Annotated in this window: 12 protein-coding genes and 1 pseudogene; 1 reads left to right on the forward strand and 12 read right to left on the reverse strand. The window is 55.7% G+C overall.

What is annotated here, in order from left to right:
* Nucleotides 1-9 precede the first annotated feature (9 nt).
* The 5 genes from hutH to hutI form a co-directional block, all read right to left on the reverse strand.
* Entirely contained in the window at nt 10-1,530 is a 1,521-nt protein-coding gene (hutH, locus tag SIK69_RS16995) for a histidine ammonia-lyase (RefSeq protein ID WP_319786617.1), read from the reverse strand.
* Nucleotides 1,527-3,215, reverse strand: a complete 1,689-nt coding sequence (hutU, locus tag SIK69_RS17000) for a urocanate hydratase (RefSeq protein ID WP_319629418.1) — start codon at nt 3,213-3,215, stop codon at nt 1,527-1,529. The genes hutH and hutU overlap by 4 nt, the downstream gene beginning before the upstream one ends.
* Before the next feature lie 140 nt (nt 3,216-3,355).
* Nucleotides 3,356-4,078, reverse strand: a complete 723-nt coding sequence (locus SIK69_RS17005) for a histidine utilization repressor (RefSeq protein ID WP_319629419.1) — start codon at nt 4,076-4,078, stop codon at nt 3,356-3,358.
* A gap of 28 nt (nt 4,079-4,106) precedes the next feature.
* Nucleotides 4,107-5,066 (reverse strand): formimidoylglutamase, encoded by a 960-nt coding sequence (gene hutG / locus SIK69_RS17010; RefSeq protein ID WP_319786618.1) that lies wholly within the window; start codon nt 5,064-5,066, stop codon nt 4,107-4,109.
* Nucleotides 5,063-6,307: an imidazolonepropionase gene (gene hutI, locus SIK69_RS17015; protein ID WP_319629421.1), complete on the reverse strand. Its 1,245-nt coding sequence runs from the start codon at nt 6,305-6,307 to the stop codon at nt 5,063-5,065. Before hutI ends, hutG begins: the two co-directional genes overlap by 4 nt.
* A 213-nt stretch (nt 6,308-6,520) precedes the next feature.
* On the opposite strand from hutI, the gene SIK69_RS17020 reads away from it, so the two are divergent.
* Nucleotides 6,521-7,804, forward strand: a complete 1,284-nt coding sequence (locus tag SIK69_RS17020; RefSeq protein WP_319629422.1) for a putative acyl-CoA thioester hydrolase — start codon at nt 6,521-6,523, stop codon at nt 7,802-7,804.
* A gap of 165 nt (nt 7,805-7,969) precedes the next feature.
* Here the strand turns inward: SIK69_RS17020 and SIK69_RS17025 are convergent, their stop codons facing one another.
* From SIK69_RS17025 to pgl, 7 genes and pseudogenes are all read right to left on the reverse strand, one after another.
* Nucleotides 7,970-9,355, reverse strand: a complete 1,386-nt coding sequence (locus tag SIK69_RS17025; protein WP_319629423.1) for a KPHS_23130 family T6SS system protein — start codon at nt 9,353-9,355, stop codon at nt 7,970-7,972.
* Nucleotides 9,352-9,609, reverse strand: coding sequence for a PAAR domain-containing protein (locus SIK69_RS17030; protein WP_319786619.1), 258 nt, complete (start codon nt 9,607-9,609; stop codon nt 9,352-9,354). The genes SIK69_RS17025 and SIK69_RS17030 overlap by 4 nt, the downstream gene beginning before the upstream one ends.
* Before the next feature lie 14 nt (nt 9,610-9,623).
* A complete protein-coding gene (locus SIK69_RS17035) occupies nt 9,624-10,322 on the reverse strand; it encodes a T6SS immunity protein Tli3 family protein (RefSeq protein WP_319629425.1) in 699 nt (232 codons plus the stop codon).
* Nucleotides 10,323-10,324: 2 nt separating this feature from the next.
* A complete protein-coding gene (locus SIK69_RS17040) occupies nt 10,325-11,020 on the reverse strand; it encodes a T6SS immunity protein Tli3 family protein (RefSeq protein ID WP_319629426.1) in 696 nt (231 codons plus the stop codon).
* 9 nt (nt 11,021-11,029) lie between these two features.
* A pseudogene (locus tag SIK69_RS17045) lies at nt 11,030-13,167 on the reverse strand (T6SS effector phospholipase Tle3 domain-containing protein).
* Nucleotides 13,164-15,677: a type VI secretion system Vgr family protein gene (locus tag SIK69_RS17055; protein ID WP_319629429.1), complete on the reverse strand. Its 2,514-nt coding sequence runs from the start codon at nt 15,675-15,677 to the stop codon at nt 13,164-13,166. The pseudogene SIK69_RS17045 and the gene SIK69_RS17055 overlap by 4 nt, the downstream one beginning before the upstream one ends.
* A 347-nt stretch (nt 15,678-16,024) precedes the next feature.
* A complete protein-coding gene (pgl, locus tag SIK69_RS17060; RefSeq protein WP_319629430.1) occupies nt 16,025-17,020 on the reverse strand; it encodes a 6-phosphogluconolactonase in 996 nt (331 codons plus the stop codon).
* Nucleotides 17,021-17,105 lie beyond the last annotated feature (85 nt).

A 17,105-nucleotide genomic window follows, 5' to 3' on the forward strand; every position in this document is an offset into this window, starting at 1 on the left:
GGGTGATCATTAAAGTACTGATGGCACCAGCTTCTGCAACTGCCCTTCACCCAGCATCGCCATCGCGGCCTCGATATCTGGCGCGAAGAACCGGTCCTGCACATAGTGCGACACCTTCTCACGCAGCAGATGACGCGCCTGTTCCAGCAACGGACTGGTGGTCAGCCCCTCGCGCATATCAATGCCCTGCACCGCCGCTAACCATTCCACCGCAATCACGCCGCGGGTGTTGGCCGCCATTTCCCACAGGCGACGTCCGGCCGCCGGGGCCATCGACACGTGGTCTTCCTGGTTAGCCGATGTCGGCAGACTGTCGACGCTGTGCGGATGTGCCAGCGCTTTGTTCTCACTCGCCAGTGCGGCGGCGGTGACCTGCGCAATCATAAAGCCGGAGTTTACCCCACCGTTTTTCACAAGGAATGGCGGCAGCTGCGACATGTGGCTGTCCATCAGGAGCGCAATCCGACGTTCGGCCAACGAACCGATTTCGGCAATCGCCAGCGCGATATTATCGGCCGCCATCGCCACCGGTTCAGCGTGGAAGTTGCCCCCGGAAATCACCTCGTTTTCATCTGCAAACACCAGCGGGTTGTCGGACACCGCGTTTGCTTCGGTGAGCAGCACCTCTTTGGCCTGACGCAGTTGGGTCAGGCACGCGCCCATCACCTGCGGCTGACAGCGCAAGGAGTAAGGGTCCTGCACCTTGCTGCATTTGGCGTGAGACTGGGACACCGCGCTGGAATCGGTCAGCACCTGACGATACAGCGCCGCAGCGTCAATTTGACCACGCTGGCCGCGCGCCTCATGAATACGCGCATCGAACGGACGACGAGACCCGAGTGCGGCTTCGGTAGTCAGCGCCCCGCAGATCACCGCCGAATGGAACAGTTCTTCGGCTTCAAACAGCCCGCGCAGGGCGAAAGCCGTGGAGGCCTGGGTGCCGTTCAGCAGCGCCAGCCCCTCTTTCGCCGCCAGCGTCAGTGGCTCAAGCCCGGCTTTTTTCAACGCCTCTTTGGCCGGGAGCCATTCTCCCTGCCAGCGGGCTTTACCCTCACCGAGCAACGTCAGCGACATGTGCGCCAGCGGGGCCAAATCGCCGGACGCGCCGACGGAGCCTTTGGCCGGAATACACGGGTAGACTTCGTGGTTCACCAGCTTCATCAGGGCCTGAATCACGCTCAGGCGGATGCCGGAAAAACCGCGCGCCAGGCTGTTAATTTTCAGGACCATAATCAGGCGGACCATCGCATCGTCGAGGGCTTCGCCCACGCCCGCGGCGTGTGAAAGCACCAGCGAACGTTGGAGATTTTCCAGATCGTCAGTGGCGATGCGGGTCGAGGCCAGCAGACCAAACCCGGTGTTGATCCCGTAGGCGGTGCGCCCTTCGGCCATAATCGCGTTCACGCAAGCAACGCTGGCATTGATGCCAGGAATGGCGCTGTCATCGAGGGTCAGGGTCTGCGGCTGGCGATAAACGTTCAGCAGTTGGGCAAGGGTCAACTGACCCGGAATGATGTTCAGTGTGCTCATTTTTTCTGCCCCTGGGTTGCAGCGATCATCGGTAAATTCAGTCCTTGTTCAGCGGCGCATTCTACCGCGATTTCGTAGCCTGCGTCGGCATGGCGCATAACGCCTGTGGCCGGATCGTTATGCAGCACGCGGGCGATTCGCGCCGCGGCCTCGTCGGTGCCGTCGCAGACAATAACCATTCCGGCATGTTGTGAAAAGCCCATTCCCACGCCACCGCCGTGATGCAGTGACACCCAGGTGGCACCGCTGGCGGTGTTGAGCAGAGCGTTAAGCAATGGCCAGTCGGATACCGCATCTGAGCCGTCGCGCATCGCTTCCGTTTCACGGTTAGGGCTGGCGACGGAGCCAGAATCCAGATGATCGCGACCAATCACAATCGGAGCAGAGACTTCGCCTGAACGCACCATTTCATTGAACGCCAGGCCGAGTTTTTGCCGCCATTCAAGACCTACCCAGCAGATTCGCGCCGGTAAGCCCTGGAAGCTGATCCGCTCCCGAGCCATGTCCAGCCAGCGGTGCAGATGTTTATCGTCGCTGACAATCTCTTTCACTTTGGCATCAGTTTTGTAGATATCTTCCGGGTCGCCGGAGAGCGCCACCCAACGGAACGGGCCGATACCGCGACAGAACAACGGACGGATATAGGCCGGAACGAAGCCCGGGAAATCGAAGGCGTTGCTGACGCCCATCTCTTTCGCCATCTGACGGATGTTGTTGCCGTAATCAAAGGTGGGTACGCCCATTTCATTGAAGGCCAGCATGGCGCTGACATGTTCTGCCATCGACTGTTTGGCGGCTTTAACCGTGCCCTGCGGATCGCTTTCCGCCTGCTGCTGATAGTGCTCCCAGCTCCAGCCCTGCGGCAAATAACCGTGCAGCGGGTCATGGGCGCTGGTCTGGTCGGTGACCATGTCCGGGCGCACGCCGCGTTTAACCAGTTCAGGCAGAATGTCGGCAGCGTTCGCACACAGCGCCACGGAAACCGCGCGGCCTTCTGCGGTGTATTTTTTGATGCGGGTCAGCGCGTCGTCGAGGGAATCGGCCTGCTCGTCGATATAACGAGTACGCAGACGGAAATCGATGCGGCTTTGCTGGCACTCAATTACCAACGAACACGCGCCTGCCAGCGTGGCGGCCAGCGGCTGTGCCCCGCCCATGCCACCCAGCCCGGCGGTCAGTACCCAGCGCCCTTGCAGGTTACCGTCATAGTGCTGACGTCCGGCTTCGACGAAGGTTTCATAGGTACCCTGCACGATGCCCTGACTGCCGATGTAAATCCAGCTCCCGGCGGTCATCTGGCCGTACATCGCCAGCCCTTTAGCATCGAGTTCGTTGAAGTGCTCCCAGGTCGCCCAGTGCGGGACAAGGTTCGAGTTGGCAATCAGCACGCGCGGCGCGTTTTCGTGCGTTTTAAACACGCCCACCGGCTTGCCAGACTGCACTAACAGGGTTTCATCATTTTCGAGCTGCGTCAGGGATTCGACGATGGCATCGTAGCAATCCCAGTTACGCGCCGCCCGCCCAATGCCGCCATAGACCACCAGCTCATGCGGATTTTCCGCCACGTCCGGGTCAAGGTTGTTCATTAACATGCGCAATGGGGCTTCGGTCAGCCAGCTTTTGGCGGTGAGGGTGGTGCCACGTGGGGCACGGATTTCCTGCGGACGGTATTTGTTCTGAGACATCGGTAAAACTCCTGACGGATACGATGAAGACAAGAAACATATACTTGTCTATACAATCATTCGCAAGCCAGGATTTAACAATTCAGATACATTTTTGTTATCTTGCGTCAGCAATCACGCTTTTGCTGACGCCATGAGCGTTATGAACCAAAGTGGCCCTGTAAACGATAGCGTGTGCCGGGGAAAATCAGGCGGGCGTGGGAAACGATGGTCGAGCGCGACCAGGTGCGGCGGCGAATCAACAGGCACGGATCGTGTTCGTGAATGCTGAGCAAACGACACTCTTCGGCGCTGGCCTTCACCGCTTCGACGATATGCTCGCCCTCGGTGAGCGGGGCAATCAGCGACAGATAATCGTGCGCGGTGGTAGCGGTGTAATCCTGTTGCAGATATTCGGGCACCACGGTGGCATTGACGCAGCGATCTTCAATCTGTACCGGCACATCGTTTTCAAAATGCACCATCAGCGAATGGAAAATGCGGGTGCCTTCCGCCACGCCCAGCGCCTGGGCCTGCTGCTTATCGGCTTTCACTTCTTCAAGTAGCAGCACTTCGCAGCGGTGTTGATGCTGACGCGCGGCGATTTCATCAGCAATGCTGTGGACTTCAAACAGCGCCGACTGCCCTTTTGGCTCGGCCACGAAGGTGCCAACGCCCTGCAATCGCACCAGCAGGCCTTCATCGGTGAGTTCGCGTAGGGCGCGGTTGATGGTCATGCGGCTGAAACCAAACTGCGCCACCAGCTCCGCCTCCGACGGTATACGGTCATGCGGACGCCAGATCCCGGCGGCAATGTTGTCGCTGATGACGCGTTTGATCTTCTCATAGAACGGCGCGGGAGCGCCGGGTCGCGGTGAATACATGTGTCGTCCTTTCATAGTCCGGGTGCTGTCACGCATGCCAGCAATCAACAATTTGCCAGGCCAGTCTGGCCGCGGTGCGGGCACCCTGTCCGTCTCTGTCATAGTGCGGGTTGAATTCAACCATATCAACCGCCTGCAGTTTGCCACTCTGACACAGCGGCATCACTATCCGCAACAAAATTGCCAGTGGAACGCCCAATGCCGCAGGGGCCGATACGGCAGGCATTTCCCAGGCCGGGAGCACGTCCAGATCGATGGTTAAATAGATTCGGTCATGTTCAGCAATGACCCGCTGGACATCGGCCTGCCACTGCGACGTGAGCGGGTCCAGGAGGGTTAAATCTTCAAACACCGTGACCTTGCGGTCGTGCGCTTCCTGCCACAATGCCTGGGTGTTAGCCGCGCGGCTGGCACCATAACAGGTGTAATTAAAACTGCGCCCCTGACTTTCACAGTGCAGCGCCAGCTGGCGGAATGGCGTGCCCGACGTCGCGACTGCGGCATGGCGTAAATCAAGGTGCGCATCCAGATTGACGATGGCGACGCTCTCATCAGGAAACGCATCCAGCACCCCGGAACCATGGCCCCAGGCAGTTTCGTGCCCCCCACCCAACACCAGGGTTTTCATCTGCGCCCGCTGGCAGGCTAGCACCGCATCGTGCAGTGCCTGCTGCGCGGCTTCCAGTTGATCGGGTTCGGCATGCACGTTGCCAACATCCACCAACCGCTGATGGCCCTGATGGCTCGCCATGTTTGCTAGCGCTTTGCGCAACGCATCTGGCCCCTGTTGCGCGCCAGGCCGCCCCAGATTGCGCTTCACGCCTTCATCGCAGGCAAAACCCAGCAGGGCTATTTTCCCATGATGCGACGCGGGGGCAAAGTCGCGACTTACCGTGATGGTCTGAAAAAGACGTTTTGCCGTGGGGGATTCGGCGCTGTCGTCGCGCCCGGTCCAGCATTCCGGGGCCGTCGGTTGCCACAGGTTCATTGACTCACCTCGCCGCGAAAGACACGCTGCCACAGCGGGTTGCGCCCTGGCTCATACACCATTTCCACCGGATGTTGCGCATCCCAGATGGCGAAATCGGCCACGAAACCGGCCGCCAGCTGCCCGTGGGTGTCCTGCCGCCCCAGCGCACGTGCCGCGTGGCGGGTAACGCCTGTCCAGGCTTCTTCCGGCGTCAGGCCAAATTTTACGCAGGCCATGTTCATCGCCAGATGCAGACTGGCAAACGGACTGGTGCCCGGATTGTAATCGGTCGCGACGGCCATCGGTACGCCGTGGCGACGCAATGCGTCCACCGGCGGCTTTTGCGTTTCGTTAAGGAAATAAAATGCGCCGGGTAACAGCACCGCAACCGTGCCGCTGTCGGCCATCGCCGCCACGCCCTCTTCATTCAGATATTCAATATGATCGGCGGAAAGCCCTTGATAGTGGCTGACCAGCTGCGCCCCGCCCAGCGATGAAAGCTGCTCCACATGACCTTTCACCGGAATGTTCAGCACCTGCGCGGCACAGAACACGCGTTCAGTTTGTTCCGGCGTGAAACCGACGTTTTCGCAGAAGGCATCGACAGCTTCGAATAGCCCTTGCTCCCAGAGCGTCGGCAGGATGGTTTCACAGACCAGAGTGATATAGTCGTCAGCGCGGCCTTTATATTCCGTTGGGACTGCATGTGCCGCCAGTAGGGTGGAGCTGATTTCAACGGCATTGTTCTCGGCCAGCTGCTGGGCAACACGCAGCATTTTGCTTTCATTTGCCGCATCCAGACCGTAGCCCGACTTCACCTCCACGGTGGTCACCCCTTCACGCATCAGCCGCTCAAGCCGCGCCTGCGCCAGCATTAACAGCTCAGCTTCGCTGGCCGCGCGGGTGGCCTGCACGGTGGCATTAATCCCGCCGCCGTTGGCGCTGATGGTCTGATAGGACACGCCGTTCAACCGCTGTTCCCATTCGGCGGCCCGGTTGCCGCCAAACACCAGATGGGTATGGCAGTCGACCAGCCCCGGCGTCACCAGTCGCCCTTGCAGGTCAATGCGTGTGCCCTTTTTTGCCCCGAGCGAGGCGTCAGGCACAACTTCAGCAATCCGCCCGTCGCGCACGATAATGGCGTGATGTTCCAGTAAACCGTAGGGTTGGGGTTGATTCGGATCGAAGGTCGCAATCCGGGCGTTATGCCAGATTACGTCGGTATCAGCATGTTCAGGCATGGTCACGTCACTTGTCATGGGTAACTTGTCATGGGTTGTATAGACATTTATTGATAGCAACGACGAGGATGTCAACCTTCCGGCGGGATATGTTGCTTTTTTGTGATATTCAGCGCGCGCGGGTGACGGTTCGCTACCCTCTTTTTTACGGCTCTGCTTCCCGTTTCGCTCAACTTAGTATAAAAAGTCTGGTTTTAAGGACACTTTCCATTTAAATCAGCCTGGAGCACCATGAACACATTCTCGGTTTCCCGTCTGGCGCTGGCACTCGCCTTTGGCGTGGCGCTGACCGCCTGTAGCTCAACGCCACCCGATCAGCAGCCATCTACCCAGGCCGCGCCGGGGACGTCTTCTCGCCCTATCCTGACCGCTGGCGAAGCCAAAAACTTCGTGCAGGCGCGCTATTTCACCACGATGGCCCCGAATGCGGCCCCGTGGTCGCCTTCTGCTATCGCGACTCCGGCGAAACCTGATTTCGTGGTGGGCCCGGCGGGCACGGCGGGCGTGACTCATACCACCATTCAGGCTGCCGTTGATGCCGCTATTAATCGTCACAGCAGCTCACGCGTTTATATCGCCGTGATGCCGGGTGAATATCAGGGCACCGTGTATGTCCCTGCGGCCCCAGGCAGCGTGACCCTTTACGGCACCGGTGACAAAGCGTCTGATGTGAAAATCGGTGAAGCCATCGATTCTGAAATCGACCCGAATACCTGGCGTCGACTGGTTAACCCGGCGGGCAAATACATGCCGGGCAAACCGGCGTGGTACATGTTTGACACCTGCCAGAGCAAGCGCACCGCCACCGTGGGCGTGATGTGTTCTGCGGTCTTCTGGTCGCAGAACAACGGTCTGCAGTTACAGAACATGACTATCGCCAATAACCTCGGTGATAGCGTTGACGCCGGTACGCATCAGGCCGTTGCCCTGCGTAGCGATGGTGACCAGGTGCAGTTGAATAACGTCAATATCCTCGGTCGTCAGAACACCTTCCTCGTGACCAACAGCGGCGTGAAGAACGCGATGCAGAACGACCGTATCACCCGCACCCTGGTAACCAACAGCTACCTCGAAGGCGATGTAGATATCGTTTCTGGTCGTGGCGCGGTGGTGTTTGATAACACAAACTTCCAGGTCGTGAACTCTCGCACCCAGAAAGAAGCGTACGTGTTCGCCCCTGCGACGCAGTCCAACCTGTTCTACGGTTTCCTCGCCACCAACAGCCGCTTCAACGCAGCCGGTGACGGCGTGGCGCAGCTCGGTCGTTCGCTGGACATCGACGGTAACACCAATGGTCAGGTCGTTATCCGCGATAGCGCGATCAATGAAGGCTTCAATACCGCCAAACCGTGGGCCGATGCCGCCATCTCTAACCGTCCGTTCAGCGGCAACACCGGTGCCAAGAACGACAAAGACGAGATCGAACGTAACCTGAATGACACTAACTTCAACCGCATGTGGGAATACAACAACCGCGGCGTGGGAAGTTATGTAGTGGCCGAGCCGAAGAAGTAATCCTCTGCTTTAGCCCTAAAAACCTCGCTTCGGCGTAGTGTTTGTCGGTTAAGCATTAATAAAGAAGGCCGTAATGGATAACATTGCGGCCTTCTTCACTTTTAATGTCAAAAATCAGCATGGTAATAACCAGCAATAGTTGAGGTTATCGGGTCAGACTGTCCATTAATAACCCCCCATATGTTCAGAGGCTTTTGTACTGATATACCGCGTTAACGCTATCCCTAAACCCAAAAAAACCACAATCGGCGTGATAAGAAAGAATAAAGCCATTTCACCTGACTCGTCACTTTTGGCTGCTGCATCAGTAAAAGCTGTGGGGCCATATACTAAGGCGAACGCAATAAACATCCCCATTAACCCTGACCAATGCCAGGGCTGAGCATAATCCACAAATAGAGATTCTAGGGATGGATCTGTTAGACGTGATGACAGCGGGATGATATCTAACCGATTGCTATCAGACGCAGCAATTAACTGGTCCCCCTGGGCGTATTTGACTGCATCTGCCGCCAGCGCTAACGCCAGCCAGCGATATCCCGCCGATGTGTCCCCGAATGACGTTTCCAGCTCCAGCCGGTTCGCCACCAGCTTAGCCTCGTCGAGCCCCTGCATGAGCGGGTATTTTTCAACTTTTGACAGACCGGTGTACCAGAGTGTTTTCGGCGCACTGACAGGCTTTACTTGCAAATAGACTGGCAGGGTTATTTCGAGGTCTGTGATGCGGGTTATTGGCCGATAAAGGTACACCGGCTTCTCACCCTCCATTTTCCCGTGGTTATTGGTCAGCAGCAGAGCAGAGGCGTTTTCCATTGATTTGGAATCGCCCTCTTCGTCGTGCATATCCACGATGACCAGCAACCGGTTAAACACATAGCCACGTGCCTTGTCTATCCAGTCATTGATCAGGGAATAATCCGGACACTCCGGCAAATATTCAATTCTGTCAGATTCCAGCCCCAGTCGTTCGAACGTTCGCCGCAAATCTTCAGCACACGACGCATCCCCCCCCCGCACCCACAGTGCCGTCTCAAACGATGGGTAATTTGAGGCTTTCAACTTTTCAAGCAAGGGAGTTAACAGTCGGTAGAACAGCTGTTCATTGGCGGTAAATTCAAAATCTTCTTGGCGGGGAATTTTTAGCGGCGTTTTGGGGGCCAGCGGAAACTCCCCCTCAAGTTTGAGCATACTCAGGGCCAGTTCTTCCATGGGAGTGAGTGCCGACCAGCCCGCAATAATGACGTTGTGGTTGGCGTAAATCTTGAGCTCATTTTTCCGTTTTTTTGCAATCTCTAACCGGCATTCGTCGTAATGCCGGTTAGAACTTATTGCGGTCATGCAGAAAGAACCTAGCGCTAAACAGATCGTCGCAGGAAGGGCTATAGATTGCGAAAAAAAAGTAGAATCAACGTGTTTATCACCCGGCCACGTCAATGCCCGGATTACGACACAGATGATAACGACGATAAGCGTAAAAATGACCACCTGTAGCGCCGGAAAGTCAGAGCGGTTCGGCTCATCTTGTTCATTGAATAACCACCATTTCATCATACGGCTCCCGCCACCGGTAGCGTACTTTTTATCGCACACCCACAATCTGCTTTACAGCCATCTACCACCACGCCCCGGCCGTACATTGTCCATGTGGCGTGACACTGCTTAATAGCAAACGTGCCCTTATGTGCCGGGCATTGGACCTGATCGCCCTTCAGCACAACGGGGATCCCCATGAACTCTGCACCTGATGCTGTGATTACTTTTCCGCCGCTTATCAGCGGGTCGTTAAGACGTATAACTCCGTTCATGTGTTTTTATCTCCTTATCGTCCTGCATCCATATCGCAGCGCATGTGGTCCCAACCGGTGTAACCCTTAACTTCTGGCACCTTGTCTGGTTGCTCCTGCCAATTAGTTTTAAATTGTTCAGTGGTTTCTTGCAGCCCTTGCTTAGTCATATACACCATGCCCCACGCCCAGCCAGGCGAGCGGGGATCTATGTGATGTACTGCGCCATCTGATGCAGTGTAAGTAAGTCCTGGGCCGCCAGGAGTCAGACGCGGATCACCAAACGGTTTGGACGACATATACAGCCGGTGTTTGGTCTGTAAAAATCCCTGGTCGTTGACGACGGTGAAGGAAAGAACGTCATCGTAAGGGCCATAATTGTCCCCATTAGGCTCATTACCTGAAGGGGAGTAAAGTGCATCTGACCATGTCTGACCGTAGTCTTTAGAAACAATGAAACCGTCAGCTCCCCAATTTGTAATGGCTATATATTTCTCAGATGGATGAATATATTTACGTGTAAAAATTCGATAAAACTGACTTGCAGGCTGCGTGTGAATTCCTCGCTTCGTATCCGTGTACCAGAGTTCGCCTTCGCAGTCCCAGCCTTTCAGCTCCAGATAACGATGGTCATCAAAACGATAGACGACTTGGGTCGGTGGCTCTTTTGCCTGGCATCCGGCTGCCAGTAAAACGACGGCGGCCGTTAGCGCCGTAAAAAATCCTTTCGCCATTCTTAGCGCCCCTTATCCATATCACAGCGCATGTGGTCCCAGCCGGTGTAACCCTTAACTTCTGGCACCTTGTCTGGCAAGCCCTGATAATTTGTCTCGTGGCTCACTACCTTTCCTTCCAGCCCCTGTTTTGTTAAATACACCATTCCCCATTTCCACCCTGGAGAATTTGGTTCAATTCTTTGCACTGTTCCGTCTTCAAGTGTGTAGGTAATTCCCGGTCCCCCTTCAACAACTCGCGGATCATCAAACGGTTTGGACGACATATACAGCCGATGTTTGGTCTGTAAAAATCCCTGGTCGTTGACGACGGTGAAGGAAACAGCATCTTCTCTAGGCGCACTGTTATCTCCGTTAGGTTCATTACCTGATGGTGAAAATTGCGCAAGTTGCCAGGTTTGACCATAATCTTTAGAAACTATAAAACCACTGACGTCCCAGCTTGTAATTGCAATATATCTCTCTGATTGATGGATAAACTTTCGCGTAAATAGTCGGTAGAACTGTGAGTACGGTTGCGTACGTATTCCTCGGTGCGTATCCGTGTACCAGAGCGCACCCTCGCAGTCCCAGCCCGTTAGCTCCAGATAACGGTGGTCATCAAAACGGTAAACCACCTGCGTCGGTGGCTCTTTTGCCTGGCATCCAGCCGCCAGTAAAACGGCAGTGGCTGTTAGCACCGTACAAAATCCTTTCATTGTTTATCCTTATGCCAGTTGGCTGTCGCTAAGTGGTTCGGGCATATCCCATTGTAGGTTTGGCACTTCCTTGTTCCCCGCGACCAGGTCACGGGACGGGATAACCGTCGTCGCGTTGTTAAACTGGTTTACAACCCCAAACTCCCCTTTAGGAAGCATCTCATTGGGTTTATTCATAAATTTTTTCGTTAAGTCGATTTGTAACTTTCCCGTCCGGTAATACTCTTTAGCAGCAGCGTAACCATTCAACGGATCCCTCCAGTCAGCACGGTGCAACAGGCCCTCCCAGAATTTCCCGGCCTTGTAGTCGAATGCCTTGCACTGGCCGATGGCCAGGTCAAACGCCATCGCGTGGGACGGTGCAAATTTGCTCATGACAATCGATGAATGCTGGCTATAACCCACCGGGTCGGTTTTTTGCCATTCCGCCTGTAACTCTTCATCTGTTTTCTTCCAGGTCAGCGCCACGCTCTGAAAATCTTTGCTGCCTGAAACGATGCCGTGAATCACTTCTCGCTTGCGGTCATAGCTCTCTACTTTCAGCTCGTCGGACGTCAGAACATGGCCCGGTCGCCAGCTGAGACTCTGGTAACGACTCACCGGATACGTCGCGCTTTCGGTGCGTTTGATGGCGAAGGCCTTCGCAGAATAAGAGATATAGGCATCCGGGCTGTTTGGGTCGATATAGGCTTCATACGGGGTATCGCAGGTCACCGGGTCGTCATCTTTTTTGTTTCGCTCGCCCTGTAGCTCGAAGATAAACGTCTCCGGCAGCTCTTCGCCGTTAATCACCACGTCACTGTAGGAATAGCCCGCATTCATCACCGGCGTGGGGCTGAAATCCCCTTCGCGCTCCGGGGCCATACTGAACGGTTTCCCCTGTACGGCTTGCCCTACCCAACGATGCTGGCAAAACACACGCTGGCGAAGATTGGGGATGTCTTTGGCTATCTCATTCGGAATACCGCGCCAGCCAAACCCCTGGATAGGTTGCAGCGACACCGTGCCATCCTGGGGGCACCAGTAGTTGTAGACCTTGCCGTTATTGTTCCGCCGATATCGGATGTCTTCCCGTAGCGGATTGTCTGCCGCTTTCCGTGACGCGCAACTGGCTTCCATCGCCTGCATCTCCCCATCGGATAACTCGCCCCCTTTGTACTGTGTCGCCATCAGCGCGCAAAAATGCCTGAATGTTTCCACCCGCGCCTGTTCCGTCTGGTGATGACCGGGCTGACCATTTTCAAGAAGTCGCCCCTCCAGCGAGTACGGGGAATGATTCAGGATGGTACAGTTCACCGGGTCATAGCCGGCCTGCTTGACCAGCATATTTGCCAGCATGGTGAGGATCGTGCCCTGACTGTGCGCCACCACATTGATCACATCATTCTTAGTGACATCTTCACCGCGAATCTGAATAATCAAATCCGCCAGACGCTGGGCGGCAAAAAACTGATAGATACGGTGCGGATTAGCGAAAATGGGATGGGTATAATCGCCTCCATTCGCGTACAACGAACCGAAACCGGCAGCGGCCAGGGCAGCGCACCCGGCCCCAGCATGTCAGGGATGCAGGTGGTGGCGTTCGCAAAGGTTCCGCCCCCTTTGGCAAAATTCACATCAAGGCCGTTTTTAAAATTGTCGTTCTGAAACTTAAACGGGCTTTTTTCATCGTTACCCAGCGCGGCTTTATTCTTCGCGTTATCTTCCTGATACGCGTCATAGGGCAGACGGGCCTGCGATGACAGCTTACTGACTTCGGCCTTGTAACGTTGCTGGTCAGCCTTGTAGTCGGCATGCGTGACCGGCTTATACCCCCAGTAGAACGGGATCACCGGCGAACGGCCCGGCTCTTTGATTTTCTTCTGGGCCTCTTCGTTGTGCATCATGATGAAATCGCGCCAGCCGTGCGCGTACAAATCCGTCCGGGCCAGGCGCTTACTCAGCCCGGCAATGATCCCTTTCTCCTGATTCTGGTACGCCTCCCCCACGTCGTTGACCCCGTGAACCAGGATAACAATACAGGGCATCGGCCGCGGAACGGCCACCCGGCACGTTTGGGCCACTTCCCCCAGATCTTTATGAACCGGGATATCGCCCTCTGAAATTACGCGTGGGGCATACGGGCTTTTTTTCGTCGTGTCCGTCATTCCATCAACTCCATTTTAAGTGTATCGAGATCGTCCGCGTCGATGAGCGGTGTATAACCGTCACTGTCGGTCACCCCCTCTGTCACTTGCCCGGATGAGCTGGTCATTCTGAATTTTTTGTTGGCGAGAATTTGCTGATCGTCATCAGGAGAGTGGAGCTGGTAACGCTGTTTAAACGCCCCTTTGTTAAACGATGGTGTCTGTACCTGCGCGCTATCTGGTCCGTCGTATTTCAGAGTCGGGCCTTTCAGCTCAATACCCGTCGGCGAGAAGATCGTCACCAGCCCGTTGGGGCTGATACGTATCCCGCCACCCCCGCAGGTAAACTGCATGCCCTGCTTGGCGCTACCGTTCATTTTCCCCGCGGTGCTGGTCAGCGTGAAATCCTGCTGTGACAGCATGTGCATGGCCCCGCGCTGGGCTTGGGTATTGATATCCCCGGCCCCGGCAATCAGCTGGATACCGAGCTTGCGGACGAACAGCGAGAGTTTATCGCCCACGGCCATCGAGAGTTTTTTAACGACGTTCACCGTGGCGTTATTTCCCGCCGTGGCGATCAAATCTTTTCCGGCCGACAGTTGCAGGGTTTGCGGCGTCACCTGGGCCAGACCCTCACCCGCATACGTCAGAATGCCCGCGCCAGTCAGCTTGTTCAGCGTCTGCTTTAACGTGTTTTGCCGATCGGTCTCCACAGTATCAGCCCCTGCCGTCAGAGCGCTTTGTTGCAACGTTTTCGCCAGTGACAGCGCTTTTTCCAGCTGCGCCACGGCCTCGGCCATATCCAGCTGCTGCCCCTGGGCACGGGGCTGGGCTTCGGTGGTGATCAGCATCCCTTTCGCGGCACGCAGCGTCATCCGGTTATCGGTTCGCGCTTCCACTCCTTCCCCGCGCGGTTTCCCCTCGGCATCGACCAGGTGACCCACGCTGAGCTGGCTCTTTTCGTACTCGGTGGAAATCTTGACGTGTTCCTTGCCGCGCCTGTCCTCAAGGCGGATTTTGTTCAGACCGGCGGTGCGGATGACGTTGCGAGTATCGTTACGGTTTGTGACCAGATCGGGACGGGCTCCGTCATGCATCACCTGGGCGATATACGGTCTGTCCGGGTCGCCACTCTCAAACATCACCGCGACTTCAGTCTTATCCAGCAGCGGAAAGTGAAAACCGTAGGTGTCGCCTGCATACGGCCTGCCCAGACGTACCCGTGCGCTTTCAAAGCCCTCCCGCTGTTCATCCAGGTCAAAATCAAACTTCACGCGGTAGCGGCCCTGCGCATCCACCCCGGCGTACGTTTTATCCCCCCCGATGGAGGCCACCCTTGCAGGCACCGATCCGGCAATCACCGGACGCGCCAGCCGTGCCGGTCGAAAACTGTAACCATTGAGATAGGGAATACCGCCCAGCGTCGCGCGATAGTGCTCAGCCCGGCTCCCGCCGATCGTCATCGACGAAATCAAATAGCCTGCTTTAAAGCTGTCTGGAATGGGTCCGGTTGGAGTGAACATCATGCCGGGCTGTAGCGCCGGGTCGCTGGTTGTCGCCCGCAGAATAGTCTGGTTATTTAGCAGCCGTTCATAACGCACCCGGGCGTAAAACGTCGCCGTTTCCGCTTCTTCACCGTAGACATCCCCGGATTCCAGAAAGCGATCGGCATAGTGGTATTCCCGCCCGGTGGTCACGCCCTCGGGGATATCATGCGTTTCAATGCTTTTATCGGTTTGCGGCGAGTACGGGTCACGGTAGTTATAATTCCGCACCAGCACGTTTTTGGGGATCAGCGTGTGATGCTCTTCCAGATCGGTAATGTACTCGTCGTAACCGGTCAGGCCGGAATTGCGGACGTACGGCAATTTCTTGTCACTGAAAATATAACGTCCAACTGAATCACCAAAGACAGCCACGGTTTCCGTCGGAACCTGGTCATGATTTTCAAAGCGGAACCAAATCCCAACGTCAGCCAGCAATCGGCGGATAAAGGTCAGGTCAGTTTCCTTCCACTGAACAATCATTTCCCGCCGGGGATAGCGGTGACTCAATTTATCGAAATCGATGTTATAACCGTCAAAATATCCGCTCTCTTTCATCAGCTTCGTGACGAGCTCAGGAACCGACATATCCATGTAAACGGCAGAGCGATAATTGCGGTCCAGTAACGCCAGTTCATGCTCCAGCACGCACTCGTAGAGTGCCTCATCGGCGGAGGATTTGATGCGGGAAAACGAGGTGATCACGCCGTTGATGTGTCGCACCGGCAGCCAGGGGGATTGCCCGGGCCAGGACGCCTTTGGGTTCGGGGCACGGAGAAGAAATTCAGCCGTCTGGTTAAGCACGGCATTCATCGGGAGGTTTTGTTCCGGAGTGGTGAAACGGATGGTGTAGCGGTAGGGCTGACTTAACGCTTCTTCGCCTGTGAAGGAATGAACATCAAGGGTAATCGCTTTAGTGCGGGGGAAAAATAATAAATAACGGTTAAAAGTATCATGCTGTTGAATCGTTCCCGATTGTCCTGCCATAGACAAATATCCTTTTTATATAACGCTCAATTTTATTAAAAAGAATACTCCCGCCCCCTGACAATTAAAACACCCTTTCACAGCACCAAATCAATATCGCTGCCGAATTCATTCACCACTTAAATAAAACCAAGCCACATTAATCACGAAGCAAATAAAATAGAATATTCATGATGAAATACAGATTGGGTTATCCGTTATAAAAGCAACTAGGTAATAAACTTGCGATTAAGTGGTTGGCTCCATCGGAATAATAAAGGCCGTAACGTACTCCGTTACGGCCTTCTTCAAGAATCAGACAGAAAAAACCTGATGCAACGCGGTGTTTTTTATTTTCAGCGCATGGCTTAGTGCGCGTTGACCACCACCCACATCGGGCCCTGGCCGACCGCATAACGGCCCTTCTCCTGCAACAGCCCCTGCTCGCCCTGAATCTCATACACCGCAATGTGATGAGATTTCTGACCGGCAGCAATCACGAACTTACCGCTGTGATCGACGTTAAAGCCGCGCGGCTGGGTTTCGGTCGGCTGGAAGCCCTGAACCTCGAGCACGCTGCCGTCTTCAGATACCGTGAACACCGTCAGGGTGCTGGAGGTACGGTCACAGGCATACAGATGGCGGCCATCCGGGGTGATGTGAATATCCGCCGCCCAGCGCGTGCCGGTGAAGTCCGGCGGCATCATGTCCAGGGTCTGCACACATTCAATTTCACCGTGAGGATCGTTCAGTTCCCAAACGTCGACAGAGCTGTTCAGCTCGTTGACGCAGTAGGCGTACTGCTGATTCGGGTGGAACACCAGGTGACGCGGACCCGCGCCTTCTACGGTGGTCACTTCCGCCGGGGTTTGCGCAACCAGTTTGCCATCGTCGCTCAGGGTAAACAGACAGATGCGATCCTGCTTCAGGGCCGGAACCCACAGAGTACGGTTGTCCGGGGTGATGTTGGCAGAGTGGCAACCTTCAAGACCTTCCACCACGTCAACCACGCCGACCGGGAGGCCATCTTCCAGACGCGTGACGCTGACGCAGGCCTGGTTGTAAGAACCGCTGAACAGGAACTGGCCGTGATGATCAGTGGAAATATGGGTCGGACTGCCCGGCAGTGCGGATTCCGCCGCATAGGTCAGTGCGCCGTCATCCGGGGCAATACGGTAGGCCAGGACGCGAAACTCCGGGCGCACGCCAACGTAGAGATAACGCTTGTCGGGGCTGATCACCATCGGCTGAACCTGGCCCGGCACGTCAACCACCTGCACCAGCGTCAGCTGGCCGTCGTGATGCAGGCTCCAGACGTGGATCTGCTGACTTTCCGGGCTGGCGGTATATACGGTTTGTTTCATGAAAACTCCTTTCCATACTGCACGTGGAAGCAAATTATACATAATAGTGAGTGCTGAAAAATTTGCCCTGCGCGCGCTGCGGTGT

This window comes from Scandinavium lactucae (assembly GCF_033843265.1).
Lineage (GTDB): Bacteria > Pseudomonadota > Gammaproteobacteria > Enterobacterales > Enterobacteriaceae > Scandinavium > Scandinavium lactucae.

Excerpts from the sequence above, each read along its gene's own strand:
- SIK69_RS17030 (WP_319786619.1), bottom strand. The coding sequence starts at position 9,609 with ATGAACGGAGTTATACGTCTTAACGACCCGCTGATAAGCGGCGGAAAA.
- SIK69_RS17025 (WP_319629423.1), bottom strand. The coding sequence starts at position 9,355 with ATGATGAAATGGTGGTTATTCAATGAACAAGATGAGCCGAACCGCTCT.
- SIK69_RS17040 (WP_319629426.1), bottom strand. The coding sequence starts at position 11,020 with ATGAAAGGATTTTGTACGGTGCTAACAGCCACTGCCGTTTTACTGGCG.
- hutG (WP_319786618.1), bottom strand. The coding sequence starts at position 5,066 with ATGAACCTGTGGCAACCGACGGCCCCGGAATGCTGGACCGGGCGCGAC.
- hutU (WP_319629418.1), bottom strand. The coding sequence starts at position 3,215 with ATGTCTCAGAACAAATACCGTCCGCAGGAAATCCGTGCCCCACGTGGC.
- hutH (WP_319786617.1), bottom strand. The coding sequence starts at position 1,530 with ATGAGCACACTGAACATCATTCCGGGTCAGTTGACCCTTGCCCAACTG.
- SIK69_RS17035 (WP_319629425.1), bottom strand. The coding sequence starts at position 10,322 with ATGGCGAAAGGATTTTTTACGGCGCTAACGGCCGCCGTCGTTTTACTG.
- pgl (WP_319629430.1), bottom strand. The coding sequence starts at position 17,020 with ATGAAACAAACCGTATATACCGCCAGCCCGGAAAGTCAGCAGATCCAC.
- SIK69_RS17020 (WP_319629422.1), top strand. The coding sequence starts at position 6,521 with ATGAACACATTCTCGGTTTCCCGTCTGGCGCTGGCACTCGCCTTTGGC.
- SIK69_RS17005 (WP_319629419.1), bottom strand. The coding sequence starts at position 4,078 with ATGTATTCACCGCGACCCGGCGCTCCCGCGCCGTTCTATGAGAAGATC.
- hutI (WP_319629421.1), bottom strand. The coding sequence starts at position 6,307 with ATGACAAGTGACGTGACCATGCCTGAACATGCTGATACCGACGTAATC.
- SIK69_RS17055 (WP_319629429.1), bottom strand. The coding sequence starts at position 15,677 with ATGGCAGGACAATCGGGAACGATTCAACAGCATGATACTTTTAACCGT.